We start from the raw sequence: 16,075 nt of genomic DNA, 5'->3' as shown, positions 1-16,075 counted from the left end.
CGGCATGCCGAAATTGTTCCCGGTGAGGGGCCGTGCAGTAGTGGGTGCCGCGAAGCGGCGGGATGGCTGCCCGGACCCTGTCGGCTCCGTGGCAACTCGGAGGACACTACACGAGGGGTTGGGGTTGTTCAAACCCGTGCCTGGCAGGGGTTTGCCGGGTACTTTGGGCCCATGACTACGCATGCGCTCGTACAGCAGTGGTGGCTCGCCTGACGGCGGCCGACCAGCAGCGCATGCATGACCACGGCCGCCGCTTCGGCGGCCGTTTGCGTATCTCCTTCCCGTAGCCGGCCGGTGAGGTCGGCGGTCTCGACACGCACTCAGCGGGAGTGCAGGAGTTCGGGAGAGACGGATGAACGAGATGGCGATGGCGGCCGGGGCGCGTACGCGGATCTTCAGTGGGGTGAAGCCGACGGGGCATCTGACGCTGGGGAACTACCTCGGGGCGCTGCGGCGGTGGGCCGAGGAGGACCAGCATCGTGCGGAGGCGCTGTTCTGTGTGGTGGATCTGCATGCGCTGACCGTGGAGCACGATCCGGCGCGGGTGCGGCGGCTCAGTCGGCAGGCCGCGACGTTGCTGCTGGCCACGGGGCTGGATCCGGAGGTCTGCACGGTGTTTGTGCAGAGTCACGTGGACGAGCATCTGCGGCTGTCGTATCTGATGGAGTGCACGGCCTCCGACGGTGAGATGCGGCGCATGATCCAGTACAAGGAGAAGGCCGCGGTCGAGCAGGCGCGGGGCGGGAGTGTGCGGCTGTCGCTGCTGACGTATCCGGCGCTGATGGCGGCGGACATCCTGGCGTACGGGACGCATGAGGTGCCGGTGGGGGAGGACCAGGTGCAGCATGTGGAGCTGACGCGGGATCTGGCGGTGCGGTTCAACCAGCGGTACGGGGCTGCGTTCGTGGTGCCGAAGGCCACGTATCCGGCGGTGGCGGCTCGGGTGATGGATTTGCAGGATCCGACGTCGAAGATGGGGAAGTCGCACGCCCGGACCGCGGGGATCGTCTACGTACTGGATGAGCCCGAGGTGGTGCGGAAGAAGGTGATGCGGGCGGTGACGGATTCTGGGCAGGACGTCACGTATGAGCCGGAGCGGCGCCCCGGGGTGGCGAATCTGCTGGAGGTGCTGGCCACCTGTGCGGGCGGTGATCCTCAGCGGCTGGCCGGGGAGTACGACTCGTACGACGCGTTGAAGAAGGATGTGGCGGAGGCCGTGGTGGAAACGTTGCGGCCGGTGCGGGAGCGGCATGCGGAGCTGGCCGCCGAGCCGTCGTATGTGGATGCGGTGCTGCGGCGGGGTGCGGAGCGGGCGCGTGCCCTCGCCAGGCCGCGGGTGGATGCGGCGTTCGAGGCGGTGGGGCTGCTGCCCGCGGGATGAATGCCGGTGGTCCGGTCCGGGGGCGCGGTGTGCGGCGCGCCCCCGGGGCGGGTCTTCGGTCAGCCGTTGCCGGAGGCCAGTTCGCGGCTGCGGTCGCGGGCGGCTTCCAGGGCGGCGATGAGAGCGGCGCGTACGCCGTGGTTCTCGAGTTCGCGGATGGCGTTGATGGTGGTGCCGGCCGGGGAGGTGACGTTCTCGCGGAGCTTGACGGGGTGTTCGCCGCTGTCGCGGAGCATCACGGCGGCGCCGATGGCGGCCTGGACGATGAGGTCGTGGGCCTTGTCGCGGGGCAGGCCGAGGAGGATGCCGGCGTCGGTCATGGCCTCGACGAGGAAGTAGAAGTACGCCGGGCCGGAGCCGGAGAGCGCGGTGCAGGCGTCCTGCTGGGACTCCGGGACGCGGAGGGACTTGCCGACGCCGGAGAAGATCTCCTCGGCGCGGGTGAGATGCGCGCCGGTGGCGTGGGTGCCGGCGGAGATGACGGACATCGCCTCGTCGACGAGAGCGGGGGTGTTCGTCATGACTCGTACGACGGGGGTGCCGGCGGCCAGGCGTTCCTCGAAGTAGGAGGTGGGGATGCCGGCGGCGCCGCTGATGACCAGGCGGTCGGCGGGGACGTGCGGGGCCAGCTCGGTGAGCAGGGCGCCCATGTCCTGGGGCTTGACGGTGAGGATGAGGGTGTCGGCGGACTTCGCGGCCTCGGCGTTGCTGACCGCTTCGACGCCGTAGCGGTCGTGCAGCTGCTCGGCGCGTTCCGGGCGGCGGGCGGTGACCAGGAGGTCGGAGGGCGCCCAGCCGCCTCGGATCATTCCGCTGAGCAGGGCTTCGCCGATTTTTCCGGTGCCGAGTACGGCGACCTTCTGGGTCATGCTGCGGTTCACCTCGCCGTGGTGCGTGCCTGGTCGGTTCTCCCGTCATCCTCGCACTTGGGGACGCGCGGCGCCGGGGCGTATCGAGGGCCGGGACGGTGTCACGTCGTACGGCGGCGGAGGGTGGCGGCGCCGAGGGCGAGGACGAGGAGGGCGCAGCCGGTGACGATGGCGGTGTCGCGGACGAAGTCGCCGGTGATGTCGGGGTGTTTGAGGACCTCGTTCATGCCGTCGACGGCGTAGGACATCGGGAGGACGTCGGAGAGTGCCTCCAGGGCCGGCTGCATGGTGTCGCGCGGGGTGAACAGGCCGCAGAGCAGGAGCTGGGGCATCAGGACGGCGGGCATGAACTGGACGGCCTGGAATTCGGAGGCGGCGAAGGCCGAGACGAACAGGCCGAGGGCGGTGCCGAGGAGGGCGTCCAGGACGGCGACGAGCAGCAGCAGCCAGGGGGAGCCGGTGATGTCGAGGCCGAGGACCCAGACGGAGAGGGCTGTGGCGAGGGCCGACTGGACGATCGCCAGCGGGCCGAAGGCCAGGGCGTAGCCGCTGATCAGGTCGGCCTTGCCGAGGGGCATGGCGAGCAGGCGTTCCAGGGTGCCCGAGGTGCGTTCGCGGAGGGTCGCGATGGAGGTCACCAGGAACATCGTGATCATCGGGAAGATGCCGAGGAGCGAGGCGCCGATGCTGTTGAAGGTCTCGGGGCGGGCGTCGAAGACGTAGCGCAGCAGGGCGATCATCACGCACGGCACGACGAGCATCAGCGCGATGGTGCGCGGGTCGTGACGCAGCTGGCGCAGGACCCGGGCGGCGGTGGCCAGGGTGCGGGACGGGGACCAGGGCGCGGTGGTGGAGTGCGGTGCGCCGGCGGCGGGCGGGGCGGTGTCGGCAAGAGGGGCGGTGGTCATCGCGCTGACTCCTTGGGGGTGGTGCGGCCGGTCGCCGGCTCCGGCGGGCGGCCCGTGGCCCCGGCCTCGTCGACCAGATGGAGGAAGGCGGCCTCAACGGTGGGGGAGCCGGTGCGGTCACGGAGAGCGTCGGGTGCGCCGTCGGCGAGGATGCGGCCCTCGCGCATCAGGAGCAGCCGGTGGCAGCGCTCGGCCTCGTCCATGACGTGCGAGGAGACGAGGAGGGTGGCGCCGCGGTCGGTGGCGAGGGTGTGGAAGAGCTGCCACAGGTCGCGGCGGAGGACGGGGTCCAGGCCGACGGTGGGTTCGTCGAGGACGAGGGGTTCCGGGGCGCCGAGCAGGGCCACCGCGAGGGAGACCCGGCTGCGCTGGCCGCCGGAGAGGTTGCCGGCGAGGGCGTCGGCGCGGGCGGTGAGGTCGACGTCCTCGATGACGCGGGTGACGCTCTCCCGGCGGCGGCCGCGGGCGGCCCGGCCGGGGTGCAGGACGGCGGCGAAGTAGTCGAGGTTCTGGCGGACGGTGAGGTCGTCGTATACGGACGGGTCCTGGGTGACATAGCCGATGCGGGGGCGCAGCCGGGGGTGGCCCGCGGGCCGGCCGAGGACGTCGAGGGTGCCGGTGACCTTGGCCTGGGTGCCGACGATGGCGCGCATCAGGGTGGATTTGCCGCAGCCGGAGGGGCCGAGGAGGCCGGTGATCCGGCCGCGGGGCACGTCGAAGGCGAGGGCGTCGAGGACGGTGCGGCCGCCGCGGGCGACGGTGAGGTCGTGGGCGTGGACGGCGGGATCATCGGGATCACAGCCATTATTCATCATGCGATGAATAATGCTCCGGGCGGGGTGGGGCGTCAACCGTGCGGACGGGACGGGTCAGGGAGAAGTGAGTGACGAGGCGGCACGGGGTGGGCGGGGTAGGCGGGCCGAGGGGACCGATGGGCCATTGCGGTGACAAGGCGGCGGAAGGGGGTGCGGAGGGGGCGCACCGGGGAGCCGTATGGGCACCGGCGGGCGCCTGGAGCGAAGGGAACCGGCCTTTCCTGGTCGATAACTCCGCGTTTACAGGGTGGTTACATACCGAGATGCGGTCCTGCGTGTCCGCTTGGACACAATGGGGTGACCTGTCCAGCCGCACCGGAAGGGGCGACGATGGCGAAGATCCGGGTCGGCGGCCTCGGCCGGCTCCTGTTGATCGTCGTGGCCGTCGTACTGGCCCTGCCGGCCCTCGCGGAGGGCGCGTACGGACAGAGCCCGGCGGCCGCCCCGGCCACGAACGGCGCCACCCGTGCCGGTTCCGCGGGCACCACGACCACGGATTCGGACACCTCGGAGCACCCGGAATCCGGCAGTTACCGCTGTCAGCCGCGCCGCAGCGGGCGTTCCACGGCCGCGGTGTCCGCACCGCCCCCGCCGGTCACGACCGTGTCGACCGCCGGCCGGGTACGGACCGACGGCGGGCTGCGGGTGGCCGTCCCGCTGACCGGCCGGCAGGCCGTCCCCCTGTCGAGATCCGGCGAACTGCCGGTCCACCACCTCGTTTTCCGCTGCTGAGAGCCGAGAGCTGCTCTCAAGGGCCTCCCCCGGCCCGCGCATCCGACGGATCCAGCCGTCATCCCCCTTCATGGCGCGCGCCTCGTGGCGTTGCGCGGCAGCAGGCGAGCGCCGGCGGCAGAGCGCCGGTCACCGGCCGGCTGCCCGCGCCGCTCCGCGTCCGCTCGTGCGTATCCGTGCGCCACCGCATCTCGCACTCGCTGGAGGCATCCTCATGCGTAGGTTCCGTGTTGTCCGACTCCGCGCGTTCCGGCCGTCCATACCGTCACGGCGTTCACTGTCGCTCTGGCGCGCCGATGTCACCGCGTCGCTCGTCGTCTTTCTCGTCGCCGTCCCGTTGTGTGTCGGAGTGGCCGTCGCATCCGGGGTGCCGGCCGAACTCGGGCTGGTCACCGGGATCGTCGGCGGGCTGCTCACCGGGTTACTCCCCGGCAGCAGCCTCCAGGTCAGCGGCCCGGCCGCGGGGCTGACCGTGCTGGTCTACGAGGCCGTGCAGGAGTACGGGCTCGGCACGCTGGGCGCGCTGGTGCTGATTGCCGGGGTGCTTCAGCTGGCCATGGGAGCACTGCGCCTGGGGCGCTGGTTCCGGGCCATTTCCGTGTCGGTCGTCCAGGGGATGCTGGCGGGTATCGGACTGGTGCTGATCGCCGGGCAGTTGTACGCCCTGGCGGACGCCAAGGCGCCCGGCAGCGGGCCCGCGAATCTGGGCGGGCTGCCGAAACTCGCGGTGGCCACCGCCGTGTCCGGCACCGCGCCGGCCGCGCTGGCGGTGGGCGTGGGCACCATCGCGGTGCTGGTGCTGTGGCCGAAGTGGCGGCGGGCGGCGCGGGTGGTGCCGGCGCCGCTGGTGGCGGTGGCGCTGGCGACGGCCGTGGTGTTCGTGCTGGATCTGCCGGTGGCCCGGGTCGAGGTGGCGGGCCTGCTGCACGTCGTCCAGCCGCCGGGCGGCGCGGACTTCCTGCGGCTGGTGGAGGCGGGGGCGGTGGCCGGTGCGCTGGGCACCGTGCTGGCGTTCACCCTGATCGCGTCGGCGGAGTCGCTGTTCAGCGCGGCCGCGGTGGACCGGCTGCACGACGGGCCGAAGACCGAGTACGACAAGGAGCTGATGGCGCAGGGCGCGGGCAACACCGTCTGCGGGCTGCTGGGCGCACTGCCGATGACCGCGGTGATCGTCCGCAGCGCCGCGAATGTGCACGCCGGGGCGCGGACGAAGGCCTCGCGGGTGCTGCACGGGGTGTGGCTGCTGGTCTTCGCGGCGGCGCTCCCGGCGGCGCTGGGCGTGGTGCCGCTCGCGTCGCTGGCCGGCGTACTGGTGCATGCGGGCAGCAAGTTGATCCCGGTGAAGCAGTGGTGTCCGCTGTGGCGGGAGCACCGGGGTGAGGCCGTGGTGCTCGCCGCGACAGCGGTGGCGATCGTGGCCACCAACATGTTCGAGGGGGTGCTGCTGGGGCTGCTGATGGCCATTGCCAAGTCGGCGTGGGAGACCTCGCACGTGCACCTGGAGATCACCGGGCTGGACGACCCGGCGGCACCCGCCACCGGCGAGGGCACGGCAGGACACGGGCCCCTCGCCCCGGGGCCCCGGCGCCCCATCCTCGTACGGGCCCTCGGCCATGCCACGTTCCTGCGGCTGCCGAAGCTGCTCGACCAGCTGGAGGCGCTGCCCGAGGACCGGGAGATCGAGCTGGATCTGTCCGGGCTGCGGCATCTCGACCATGCGTGTGCGGCCGCGCTCGGCAGCTGGGAGGAGCAGCGCCGCGGACCTGACGGGACCAACCGGCAGAAAACATCGTCCATTGCCTCGTAAGGCAACCTAAGCGGAAGGGACCGGTGTTGCGGCAGAAATGACCGTAGGGTCGGGGGGCCTGTGCCCGCCGACCCTTGGAGTGCTGTGAACCGCCGGCCCTTCCGCTCCTGCGGTGCGACTGCCGCCCTGTCCGTCGCCCTGCTGCTCTCCTCGTGCGCCGGCGGCGCCATGGGCGTCCGGGGGACGGCAGGCAGCGGCTCGGCGGGCGACCCGCTCTTCCCGGCGCTCGGCAACGGCGGCTATCAGGTGCGCCACTACGGGCTCGATCTCGACTACGACGTGAAGAAGAAGCGGCTGGAGGCGACGGCCGAGATCACCGCCGAGGCCACGAAGGACCTGCGGTCCTTCCAGCTCGATCTGCAAGGGCTGCGGGTGTCGGACGTGCGGGTCGACGGCAAGGACGCCGCGTTCTCCCGTAAGGGGCACAAGCTGGTCGTCCGGCCGGCCGCCGGTCTGCGCAAGGGCGCGGAGTTCCGGACGCGCGTCAACTACGGCGGGACGCCACAGGAGTTGAAGGACCCGGACGGGTCGCGGGAGGGCTGGGTCAAGACCGCCGACGGGGCGTTCGTGTCGGGTGAGCCCGCCGGCTCCATGACGTGGTTCCCCGGCAACAACCACCCCGACGACAAGGCGACGTACGACTTCGAGATCACCGTGCCGAAGGGCTATACCGCCGTCGCCAACGGGGAATTGCGGTCGGAGAGGACGGCCAAGGGCCGCACCACCTTCGAGTGGCACAACGGGCAGCCCATGGCCAGTTACCTCGCCACCGCCGGCATCGGCAGGTTCAATGTCAGCAGGTCCCGTACGCCCGACGGGCTGCCGCTGTATGTCGCAGTGGATCCGGCGGAGGCCAGAGCGAGCAAGAAGCCGCTGGAGCGGCTGCCGGAGATCGTGAAGTGGGAGAGCGGGCTGTTCGGCCCCTATCCCTTCTCCTCCGCCGGCGCGATCGTCGATCACACACCGGCCCGGATCACCTGGATCGCACTGGAGTCCCAGACCAAGCCGGTCTACGCCGGGGCGCCGGACACCTCGACCGTGGTGCACGAGATGGCCCATCAGTGGTTCGGCGACTCGGTGACCCCGAAGACCTGGAAGGACACCTGGCTCAACGAGGGCTTTGCCACCTACGCCGAGTGGCTGTGGGAGGAGCGCGAGGAGGGCAAGACCCCGCAGCAGCAGTTCGACGCGCTCTACGAGGACAAGACGGACACCAGGCGCTGGGACTTCCCGCCGGGCGATCCGGGCTCACCGGAGAATGTGACCGCGCCCCCCGTCTACGAGCGGGGCGCGATGCTGCTCCAGCAGCTGCGGAACGCCGTCGGCGACAAGACCTTCTTCAAGATCCTCAAGGAGTGGCCCGCCAAGTACCGCTACTCCAATGCCGACTCGAAGCAATTCATCGCCTTCTGCCAGGCGCGCACGGACGTGGATCTGACCGAGCTGTTCGATGAGTGGCTGTACGGCAAGGGGCGGCCGGAGCAGCTGTACTGAGGCCCAGATGTGCCGCGGCCCAGGTGCACTGGGCCTCAGCACACCCCGGGCGAGGTCCCGGATCAGGTCGGGAGTCTCCTGCGGTGAGCAGCCCGGTCGCGATGCCGGTCCCGGCGCCGACGTCCAGCACCCGCACCCCCGCCAGCGACTGCCCGGCCAGCTCCTCGATCGCGTCGAAGAGGGCCGGCGGATAGCCGGGGCGGGCGGCCGCGTACTGGGCGGCCACCGCGTCGAAGGACCGGGCGAGGGTGGCCTGGGCCGGGGGCCGGGAGGGCTCGGCGGGCGGTGGCGGCCCGGCCGGTAAGGGCAGTTGCTCCTGCGGGGTTCCGTGCGGCATACGGCTCATCCTGGCCGGGGACGCGGGTGTGCGGAGCGGCTTGGGAGGTTTTCCCCAGGCGGGGAGGTGTTCCCAGGCAGGGGGTTCCCCACGGCTGCGGCCCGGTACGCGAAGGACCGGAGCGCGCCGCCGGCCGGTTCAGCGGCGCTTCTTGGACCGGGGCTTCTTGGCGGCCGGATTGCCGGTACGGGCGCCGCGGCGGCGCTCGTGGCGCTCACGGGCCGCGGCGTACTCGGCGCGGTACAGCTTCTCCCCGGGGGCCTCCACGAGGCTGCGGCAGAAGTAGGCGAGCAGCGAGCCGATGAAGCCGATCAGCATCAGGCCGTGGGAGGACGTGTCGGCCGCGCCCCGGGCGCCCGGGGCGGGGCGGCGCACGAAGCCGTCCCAGGTGCGGCGGAAGGCCAGGGCGCTACAGACGGCGAAGCCGGCGACGACGAGGACGCCGACGAACGGGCCGACGGCGGCGATCTCCAGGCCCTGGAACGCAAAGCGCAGCACGACCGCACCGGCCGCGGCGAGCGCGAGCGAGCCCACCGCGGCACCGGCCCGGCGCAGGCCGTAGCCGCCGTCGTGGTGGACCCAGGTGGTGCCGAAGAAACGGAGCTCCTCCGGCTCGGGGCCGCCGTGCCCGGGGCCGCCGGGCTCCGGGCTCGGCGAGGACGTCTGCTCATCGCTCATGACGGCGATTATCCCCGGCCGGGCCCGGTGTCCGGAGGTGTGGTGGCGCCGCGCCTCAGTTGGCGCAGCGCGGCGCGACCATGCCGCTGCTGCCCGTCCGGACGTACGCATCGGAGACGTACTGGCCGGACCCGATGCAGTCCCAGATGTCCGAGGTGCCGTACGGGCCGCTGACCGACTGGCCGGGGCGCTGGCAGCGGATCTGGATCCGGGCCCCCTCCGCCAGCGTGCGGACGGCCGGGTAGTTGGTGCCGGGCCCCTGGCGGACCTTGACGCGGTAGCCGGGTGCGACGGGACAGGTGAGCCCGCCGGCCGCGGCGGCGAGCACCTGGTCGCCGGCCGGTTCCACGGAGCCGAGATCGTCCTGAGTCGTCATGCTGTTCTCCCCCGTTGACGAAGCGCGTGAAGGCGCTCGTGATGATGTCCGCGACCCAACGCGGCGCGGTTCTGCCACGGCACGCTAGCAAGCCTCACTCCTCTCGTACGCGCCATCGACTAGGCTCCGCGCGTCGCACCTGCGACCGAATGGCAAGGGAACAACACGGGGGTGGGAACCATGCCATCGCTGCGCAATTCCGGGGTCGGCCCGGAAGCGGAGCATCCGGAATACGCCGGCCAGTACCGCCTGGAGGCGCGGCTCGGCTCCGGCGGTATGGGCGTGGTCCACCTTGCGCGCTCGACCTCCGGACTACAGCTCGCGGTCAAGGTCATCCATGCCGAATTCGCCCAGGACCCGGAGTTCCGCGGGCGGTTCCGGCAGGAGGTGGCCGCCGCGCGGCGGGTCAGCGGGGCCTTCACGGCACCCGTCGTGGACGCCGCCCCGGACGCCGGACGCCCGTGGATGGCGACCCTCCACATTCCCGGCCCGACCCTCTCCGACCATGTGAAGCGGAACGGCCCGCTGGCGGTCGCGGAGGTGCGGCGGCTGGCTGCGGGGCTCGCCGAGGCGCTGCGCGACATCCATCGCGCGGGGGTGGTGCACCGCGATCTCAAGCCGGGAAACGTGCTGCTGGCCGCCGACGGTCCGAAAGTCATCGACTTCGGCATCTCCCGGCCGTCGGACAGCGAAATGCGCACCGAGACCGGCAAGTTGATCGGTACGCCGCCCTTCATGGCACCCGAACAGTTCCAGCGGCCGCGCGAGGTGGGGCCGGCCGCGGATGTCTTCGCGCTGGGTTCGGTCCTGGTGCATGCCGCCACCGGAAGCGGCCCGTTCGACTCGGAGAGCCCCTACATCGTCGCGTACCAGGTGGTGCACGACGAGGCCGATCTGGCGGGCGTACCGGCGGAGTTGGTGCCGCTGGTCGAGAGTTGCCTGGCGAAGGACCCGGCGGACCGGCCGACGCCGGGCGCGCTGATGGAGCTGCTGCGGACGGATGCGCCGCACGGGGCGCCGCCGGGGGCACCGCTGGGCGCCGCGCTGACGGAAGGCGTGCTGCCGGGAAGTGCGCTACCGGGCGGCGCGTTGCCGGACGCGGCGGCAGCGAACGGCGCTCTGGCGGACGGTGCGCTGCCGGACGTGGCGCCGGCGGAGGTACGGATACCGGAACAGCGCCGGCACGTACAGCGGCAGCCGGCACAGCCCGCGCCCGTACGAGCCGAGACCGCCCCGCCGCGCGCCGAGACGACGCATGTCCGCGCCCCCGTGCCCGCGCCCGTCGAGAGCCCCGCCGACGCCGGCCCCCCGGCCGCCCCCGGACACCGCACCGACTCGGGCCGCCCCGACGGTCCCCGCCGCCCGGCCCGCTCCCGACGCTGGCCGCTCTGGGCCGCGCTCGCCCTGGTCGTGACCGGCGCCGGGGCCTTCGCGGGCGTCCGGGCGCTGGCCCCGGGCGGGACCGGGCAGGACCCCGCCCTCCAGACCCGCCCGTCGCACCTCGAACGTGCCGCCTTCCACCCGTGGCGGACCACGCTCGTCGAGCGCCCCACGGGCCATGACGCCGAAATGCCCTTCTGCACCGCCGGATCCGGCGCCGTCTTCTGTGGCCAGTCCGGTGTCCCGGCCGCCCGGCTCGATCCGGACACCGGCCGGCCGTCGTGGCGGCGTACGGACCACCGCTCCCAGGGCAAGAACGCCGCGAAGTACGCCGCGTCGCCGACCCCGCCGGTGCTCTCCGGCGGGCTGCTGTACGTCTTCTCCGGCGACGGCAAGAAGCTGAGCGCCCTTGATCCGTCGCCCGGCGGCAAGGGCGCCACCCGCTGGACCAAGGACCTCTCCGGATACGAGGGCGAGACCAGGATCGTCGGCAACCGCATCCTGCTGACGGCCGCGGACGGCACGGTCTCCGCACTCGACAGCACCACCCACCGGCAGCGCTGGCACAAGCGCTTCCCGGGCCACCAACTGCCGCTCTTCTCCTCGTTCGGCGGCCCGCACACCGCCTATGCGGCCGAGGGCACCCCCGACGGGACCGGCACCCAGGTCACCGCCATCGACCCGGCGGACGGCACGGTCCGCTCGTCCCGGCGGCTGCCCGGCACCCTCGCCCTGGCCGGAACCGGTACGTCGGGAGCCCTCTATCTGACCGTCACCGACGCGAAGTTCACGTACCGCACCACCGCCGTCCTCCGCTACGACCCGGCCACCGGCCGTACCCGGCGCCTCCCGCTGGCCGCGCCGCTCGAGCAGGTGGCCGCCGTGGTGCACGGCGAGTCGGTGTATCTGCTGGCCGAGGGCGGTGCGTTGCAGGCCGTCGGGGAACGGAAGTGGGACACCGAGACCTCGGTCAGCCGGGGCTCGGCACCGGTGGTCAGCGGCGGCACGCTGTATTTCACCGCGGCGGACGGACGGCTGCTGGCGGTCGACACCCACTCCGGCGGGCTGCTCGGCCAGACTCCGCCGCGGCTGGACGGCCGCCGCCACAACGGCTATCTCCAGATGCTGCCCGCACCCCGGGTGGACGCGTCCCGCGGCCGGATCTACGCGGCGGCGCCGGACGGCACGGTCTTCGCCGCGGCGACGAAGGACCCGGCCGCCTGGTGACCCCCGGGCCGCGCACCGCCCGGGGCGTGGCACCGGCAGGCGCAGGCTTCCCGCCGGACTCCGGGGACGGTGGTGGCCTCGGGCCCGGCGCTGCCCTTGGTGCACCTCGCGTGCGTGCCGACATGGCACGCCGGGGAGACGTACGGGACGCGCGCGGTCACCGGGCCTCCCGGTCGAGCGCGGCGATGAGCCGGTGCGTCGTCTCCAGGTTGCAGCGCCCCAGCTCGATGAGCGGACGAGGCTGCGCGTAGCCGTACGAGACGGGGTCGACGCCGAGTGACGGCAGGACGATGCCCGTCCGCTTGAGCGCGGCCGCCAGCTCGGCGCAGGCCGCCTCGGCCTCTGCCCTCTTGTCGGCCGCCGCCCGCCGTTCCTCTGTCATCAGCACCGCTCCTGTCTGTCGTTTTTCCTGCCTGGAGGACCGGAGCGCAACTACCGTGTGTGTTCCGGCCCTTACGAGAATGGGCCCGGAAAAGGCCGTGAATGCCGCTTGCGCGCCGTATTTCGCGACCACGCACCGTTAGTTCCACACCTTCCACGGAGGAGGTCGCCATGCCGCCGAGGCGAGCGGTCACCGGTCGGAGCCAGGAGCCGCGCCAACGATTCGTGGAAGAGCTGCGATTACTGCGCGCCCAGAAGGGCGACAGCCTGCGGCAGCTGGGCGAGGTGCTGGGCTGGGACTGGTCGTTGTTCGGCAAGATGGAGGGCGGCCAGACGCTGGGCGGCCCGGAGGTGGCACAGGCGCTGGATCAGCACTACGGGACGCCTGGTCTGCTGCTGACGCTGTGGGAGTTGGCAGCGGGGGATCCTAAGCAGTTCAAGGAGCGGTACCGGCGCTATATGACGCTGGAAGCGGAGGCGTTAAGCCTGTGGCACTACGGCGTGAGTCTTCTTCCGGGCATGCTTCAGACGGACGGGTACGCGTGCGTAGTGCTGGCAGCGGGCGGCACCAAAGGCGAAGAGCTGACCCGAGATGTCGAAGCGCGCATAGGGCGCCGCGAGCTGTTAATGGGTGAGGACGCGCCACCTTTCCGCACCATCCTTTCCGAGGCTGTGTTACGCACGTCGCTAGAAGATGCGAGCAGTGGCGAAAACAGCTGGAGAACCTGGCCGAGGCAGCTGAGCGTCCGAACGTCACGCTCCATGTACTGCCGCATGGCTCTGGGCCGCACGGCTTGGTAAGCACCGATGTGATGTTCCTGCGGCTACCGGACGGCCGCACCGTCGCCTACACGGAGAACGCCCATCGAGGCGAACTCATCGAAGAAACCAGTTCTGTTGAGCGTCTGCAACGCGCGTACGATGCGGTGCGTGACCTGGCGTTGAGCCCGGCCGAATCGCGGAAGTTCGTCATGCGGATGTTGGAGGAAGTGCCGTGCGAGCGATCGACCTGAGCACCGTGACCTGGCGCAAGAGCACGTACAGCAACCAGGACGGCGGCGCCTGCATCGAGGTCTCCGACGACCTCCTGACCACCGCCACCTGGCGCAAGTCCAGCTACAGCAACCCGGACGGCGGCCAGTGCCTCGAAGTCTCCGACGACTTCCCCGCCCTCGTCCCCGTCCGCGACAGCAAGGACCCCCACCGCCCGGCGCTGCTCTTCGACGCCACCGCCTGGTCGTCCTTCGTCACCGCCGTGAAGGGCGGGGCGCTGCCCGGCGCCTGAGGTGCCCCCGGTTCCAAGAACGGGCCCCATACCGGCCGGGGCGCTGGACGATGCACGCGCGTAGTGCGGCGATGAAGTGATCGTGGGGGATTTCCTCGCCGTCATCGTCGAGCAGCGGGATCTCCAGGGCGTATGTGGTGCCAAGGTCTTGGCCGTCCCACAAGACGACTCTCGCCCCGCGATCCATTTCTGTCGGTGGGAGCAGCCCCCGCAGCACATGCGAACCCGGCGTCAAAGGGGAGGCCACGAATTCTCGCAGCCTCCCCAACAGGCTCTCCAGGAGAACGTCGCGCGGGGTTCGGCCGGCGGTGGGGTCGTCCTCAACCACGGTGATCGATTCTCCCTGGAGAGACGGCCGGTCAGCGGCGGGCCGTAGCCGAAAAAACAAAGCGAAGCACGGTGCCGGCGGTCGTATTCCACGACCGCCGGCACCGTGCGGCGTCCTGCTGCGTCTTGCTCTGTCTTGCTCGCCTTGCTGCGCCGTGCCGTGTGCGCCCCGGCCTCAGCCCAGCTTGCTCACATCGCGCACCGCGCCCTTGTCCGCGCTGGTCGCCATCGCCGCGTACGCGCGCAGCGCCTGGGAGACCTTGCGCTCGCGCTGCTTGGGCGCGTAGACGCCTTCCAGGGCCAGCCTGCGGGACTCCAACTCCACGTCACCGACGAGGAGTTCGATGGTGCGGTTCGGGATGTCGATCCGGATGCGGTCGCCGTCCTCGACGAGGGCGATGGTGCCGCCGGCCGCCGCCTCCGGCGAGGCGTGGCCGATGGAGAGGCCGGACGTGCCGCCGGAGAAGCGGCCGTCGGTGACCAGTGCGCAGGCCTTGCCCAGGCCGCGGCCCTTGAGGAAGGACGTCGGGTAGAGCATCTCCTGCATGCCGGGGCCGCCCTTGGGGCCCTCGTAGCGGATGACGACGACGTCGCCTTCCTTGATCTGCTTCTTGAGGATCTTGTCGACGGCCTCTTCCTGCGACTCGCAGACCACGGCCGGGCCCTCGAACGTCCAGATCGACTCGTCGACGCCGGCGGTCTTCACGACGCAGCCGTCCTCGGCGAGGTTGCCCTTGAGGACCGCCAGGCCGCCGTCGACGGAGTAGGCGTGCGCCAGGTCACGGATGCAGCCGCCCTCGGCGTCCACATCGAGGCTGTCCCAGCGCTCGGACTGGGAGAAGGCGGTCGCCGAACGCTTGCAGCCGGGCGCCGCGTGCCACAGCTCGACGGCCTGGTCGGACGGTGAACCGCCGCGCACGTCCCAGGTCTTGAGCCACTCCTCCATCGAGGCGCTGTGCACGGTGTGCACGTCCTCGTGGAGCATGCCGGCGCGCCACAGCTCACCGAGGATGGCGGGGATACCGCCGGCCCGGTGCACGTCCTCCATGTAGTACGTGCCGCCCGGCGCGACGTTCGGCGCGACCTTGGCCAGGCACGGCACCCGGCGCGAGACCGCGTTGATGTCGTCCAGGTCGAAGCTGAGGCCGGCTTCCTGGGCGGCGGCCAGCAGATGCAGGATCGTGTTCGTCGAGCCGCCCATGGCGATGTCCAGGGCCATGGCGTTCTCGAAGGAGGCGCGGGTGCCGATGTTGCGCGGCAGGACCGTGTGGTCGTCCTCGTCGTAGTGCCGCTTGGTGATCTCGACGACCGTGCGGCCGGCGTTCTCGTACAGCGCCCTGCGGGCGGTGTGGGTGGCCAGCGTCGAGCCGTTGCCGGGCAGCGAGAGGCCGAGCGCCTCGGTCAGGCAGTTCATGGAGTTGGCGGTGAACATGCCGGAACAGGAGCCGCAGGTCGGACAGGCGTTCTCCTCGATACGGAGGATGTCCTCGTCGGAGATCTTGTCGTTGACGGCGTCCGAGATCGCGTCGACCAGGTCGAGGGTGCGGACCGTGCCGTCGACGAGGGTCGTCTTGCCGGACTCCATCGGGCCGCCGGAGACGAAGACTGTCGGGATGTTGAGCCGCATCGCGGCCATCAGCATGCCCGGGGTGATCTTGTCGCAGTTGGAGATGCAGATCAGCGCGTCGGCGCAGTGCGCCTCGACCATGTACTCCACGGAGTCGGCGATCAGGTCGCGGGAGGGCAGGCTGTAGAGCATGCCGCCGTGGCCCATGGCGATCCCGTCGTCGACCGCGATGGTGTTGAACTCGCGGGCGATGCCGCCGGCCTCATGGATCGCCTCGGAGACGATCCGGCCGACCGGCTGGAGGTGGGTGTGGCCGGGCACGAACTCGGTGAAGCTGTTGGCGACGGCGATGATCGGCTTGCCGAAGTCCTCCCGCGCTACGCCGGAGGCCTGCATAAGGGCTCGGGCGCCGGCCATGTTGCGGCCATGGGTAACGGTGCGGGACCTCAGCTCGGGCACGATGGTCACTCCCTCGGGATGTTCGTCCGTATGACCGCCGGCGCCGGTTACC

The 16,075-nt window shown here is 71.5% G+C and carries 13 protein-coding genes and 2 pseudogenes; 7 read left to right on the top strand and 8 right to left on the bottom strand.

The window, feature by feature from the left end; translation table 11 throughout:
- Positions 1-352 precede the first annotated feature (352 nt).
- Positions 353-1,381: a tryptophan--tRNA ligase gene (gene trpS, locus IF67_RS0134670; protein ID WP_234341533.1), complete on the top strand. Its 1,029-nt coding sequence runs from the start codon at positions 353-355 to the stop codon at positions 1,379-1,381.
- Between the two features lie 59 nt (positions 1,382-1,440).
- Here the strand turns inward: trpS and proC are convergent, their stop codons facing one another.
- From proC to IF67_RS0134655, 3 genes are all read right to left on the bottom strand, one after another.
- Entirely contained in the window at positions 1,441-2,250 is an 810-nt protein-coding gene (gene proC, locus IF67_RS0134665; RefSeq protein ID WP_030992491.1) for a pyrroline-5-carboxylate reductase, read from the bottom strand.
- A gap of 101 nt (positions 2,251-2,351) precedes the next feature.
- Positions 2,352-3,158, bottom strand: coding sequence for an ABC transporter permease (locus IF67_RS0134660; protein WP_030992489.1), 807 nt, complete (start codon positions 3,156-3,158; stop codon positions 2,352-2,354).
- Positions 3,155-3,973 carry an ABC transporter ATP-binding protein gene (locus IF67_RS0134655; RefSeq protein WP_030992488.1) on the bottom strand — a complete coding sequence of 273 codons (819 nt, stop codon included), beginning with the start codon at positions 3,971-3,973 and terminating at the stop codon, positions 3,155-3,157. The genes IF67_RS0134660 and IF67_RS0134655 overlap by 4 nt, the downstream gene beginning before the upstream one ends.
- Before the next feature lie 330 nt (positions 3,974-4,303).
- Between IF67_RS0134655 and IF67_RS0134650 the strand changes: the two genes are divergently transcribed.
- The 3 genes from IF67_RS0134650 (at position 4,304) to IF67_RS0134640 (ending at position 8,006) form a co-directional block, all read left to right on the top strand.
- A complete protein-coding gene (locus IF67_RS0134650; RefSeq protein ID WP_030992487.1) occupies positions 4,304-4,705 on the top strand; it encodes a hypothetical protein in 402 nt (133 codons plus the stop codon).
- Between the two features lie 214 nt (positions 4,706-4,919).
- Positions 4,920-6,512 (top strand): SulP family inorganic anion transporter, encoded by a 1,593-nt coding sequence (locus IF67_RS0134645; RefSeq protein WP_030992485.1) that lies wholly within the window; start codon positions 4,920-4,922, stop codon positions 6,510-6,512.
- 84 nt (positions 6,513-6,596) lie between these two features.
- A complete protein-coding gene (locus IF67_RS0134640; protein ID WP_030992483.1) occupies positions 6,597-8,006 on the top strand; it encodes a M1 family metallopeptidase in 1,410 nt (469 codons plus the stop codon).
- Between the two features lie 79 nt (positions 8,007-8,085).
- Here IF67_RS0134640 and IF67_RS45425 read toward each other — a convergent pair.
- The 3 genes and pseudogenes from IF67_RS45425 to IF67_RS0134630 all read right to left on the bottom strand — a co-directional run.
- Positions 8,086-8,343 (bottom strand): annotated as a pseudogene (locus tag IF67_RS45425) (SAM-dependent methyltransferase); the annotation flags it as partial.
- A 138-nt stretch (positions 8,344-8,481) separates the two neighbouring features.
- Positions 8,482-9,021: a hypothetical protein gene (locus IF67_RS0134635; RefSeq protein ID WP_030992481.1), complete on the bottom strand. Its 540-nt coding sequence runs from the start codon at positions 9,019-9,021 to the stop codon at positions 8,482-8,484.
- A 55-nt stretch (positions 9,022-9,076) separates the two neighbouring features.
- A complete protein-coding gene (locus tag IF67_RS0134630; RefSeq protein WP_030992480.1) occupies positions 9,077-9,397 on the bottom strand; it encodes a hypothetical protein in 321 nt (106 codons plus the stop codon).
- A gap of 180 nt (positions 9,398-9,577) precedes the next feature.
- Between IF67_RS0134630 and IF67_RS0134625 the strand changes: the two genes are divergently transcribed.
- Positions 9,578-12,004: a protein kinase domain-containing protein gene (locus IF67_RS0134625; protein ID WP_030992478.1), complete on the top strand. Its 2,427-nt coding sequence runs from the start codon at positions 9,578-9,580 to the stop codon at positions 12,002-12,004.
- A 157-nt stretch (positions 12,005-12,161) separates the two neighbouring features.
- Here IF67_RS0134625 and IF67_RS0134615 read toward each other — a convergent pair whose 3' ends face one another.
- Entirely contained in the window at positions 12,162-12,386 is a 225-nt protein-coding gene (locus IF67_RS0134615; RefSeq protein ID WP_030992475.1) for a hypothetical protein, read from the bottom strand.
- A gap of 170 nt (positions 12,387-12,556) precedes the next feature.
- Here IF67_RS0134615 and IF67_RS39795 point away from each other — a divergent pair.
- Together IF67_RS39795 and IF67_RS0134605 are read left to right on the top strand one after the other, a co-directional pair.
- A pseudogene (locus IF67_RS39795) lies at positions 12,557-13,398 on the top strand (helix-turn-helix domain-containing protein).
- Complete coding sequence (locus tag IF67_RS0134605; protein WP_030992473.1) at positions 13,380-13,670, top strand: DUF397 domain-containing protein; 291 nt, start codon at positions 13,380-13,382, stop codon at positions 13,668-13,670. The pseudogene IF67_RS39795 and the gene IF67_RS0134605 overlap by 19 nt, the downstream one beginning before the upstream one ends.
- A 502-nt stretch (positions 13,671-14,172) precedes the next feature.
- On the opposite strand, the gene ilvD is transcribed toward IF67_RS0134605, so the two are convergent.
- The gene (gene ilvD, locus IF67_RS0134595) at positions 14,173-16,023 is read right to left on the bottom strand and encodes a dihydroxy-acid dehydratase (protein WP_030992470.1); all 1,851 of its coding nucleotides are present in this window, start codon (positions 16,021-16,023) and stop codon (positions 14,173-14,175) included.
- Positions 16,024-16,075: the final 52 nt, after the last annotated feature.

The organism is Streptomyces sp. NRRL S-1813 (assembly GCF_000719605.1).
Classification (GTDB): Bacteria; Actinomycetota; Actinomycetes; order Streptomycetales; family Streptomycetaceae; genus Streptomyces; species Streptomyces decoyicus.
The sequence above is the reverse complement of the archived record's forward strand: the minus strand, read 5'-3'. Positions and strand labels throughout refer to the sequence as shown.

Coding starts and splice junctions, on each gene's coding strand:
- IF67_RS0134625 (WP_030992478.1), top strand. CDS start 9,578: ATGCCATCGCTGCGCAATTCCGGGGTCGGCCCGGAAGCGGAGCATCCG.
- IF67_RS0134650 (WP_030992487.1), top strand. CDS start 4,304: ATGGCGAAGATCCGGGTCGGCGGCCTCGGCCGGCTCCTGTTGATCGTC.
- trpS (WP_234341533.1), top strand. CDS start 353: ATGAACGAGATGGCGATGGCGGCCGGGGCGCGTACGCGGATCTTCAGT.
- IF67_RS0134630 (WP_030992480.1), bottom strand. CDS start 9,397: ATGACGACTCAGGACGATCTCGGCTCCGTGGAACCGGCCGGCGACCAG.
- IF67_RS0134615 (WP_030992475.1), bottom strand. CDS start 12,386: ATGACAGAGGAACGGCGGGCGGCGGCCGACAAGAGGGCAGAGGCCGAG.
- proC (WP_030992491.1), bottom strand. CDS start 2,250: ATGACCCAGAAGGTCGCCGTACTCGGCACCGGAAAAATCGGCGAAGCC.
- IF67_RS0134660 (WP_030992489.1), bottom strand. CDS start 3,158: ATGACCACCGCCCCTCTTGCCGACACCGCCCCGCCCGCCGCCGGCGCA.
- IF67_RS0134655 (WP_030992488.1), bottom strand. CDS start 3,973: ATGATGAATAATGGCTGTGATCCCGATGATCCCGCCGTCCACGCCCAC.
- IF67_RS0134645 (WP_030992485.1), top strand. CDS start 4,920: ATGCGTAGGTTCCGTGTTGTCCGACTCCGCGCGTTCCGGCCGTCCATA.
- IF67_RS0134635 (WP_030992481.1), bottom strand. CDS start 9,021: ATGAGCGATGAGCAGACGTCCTCGCCGAGCCCGGAGCCCGGCGGCCCC.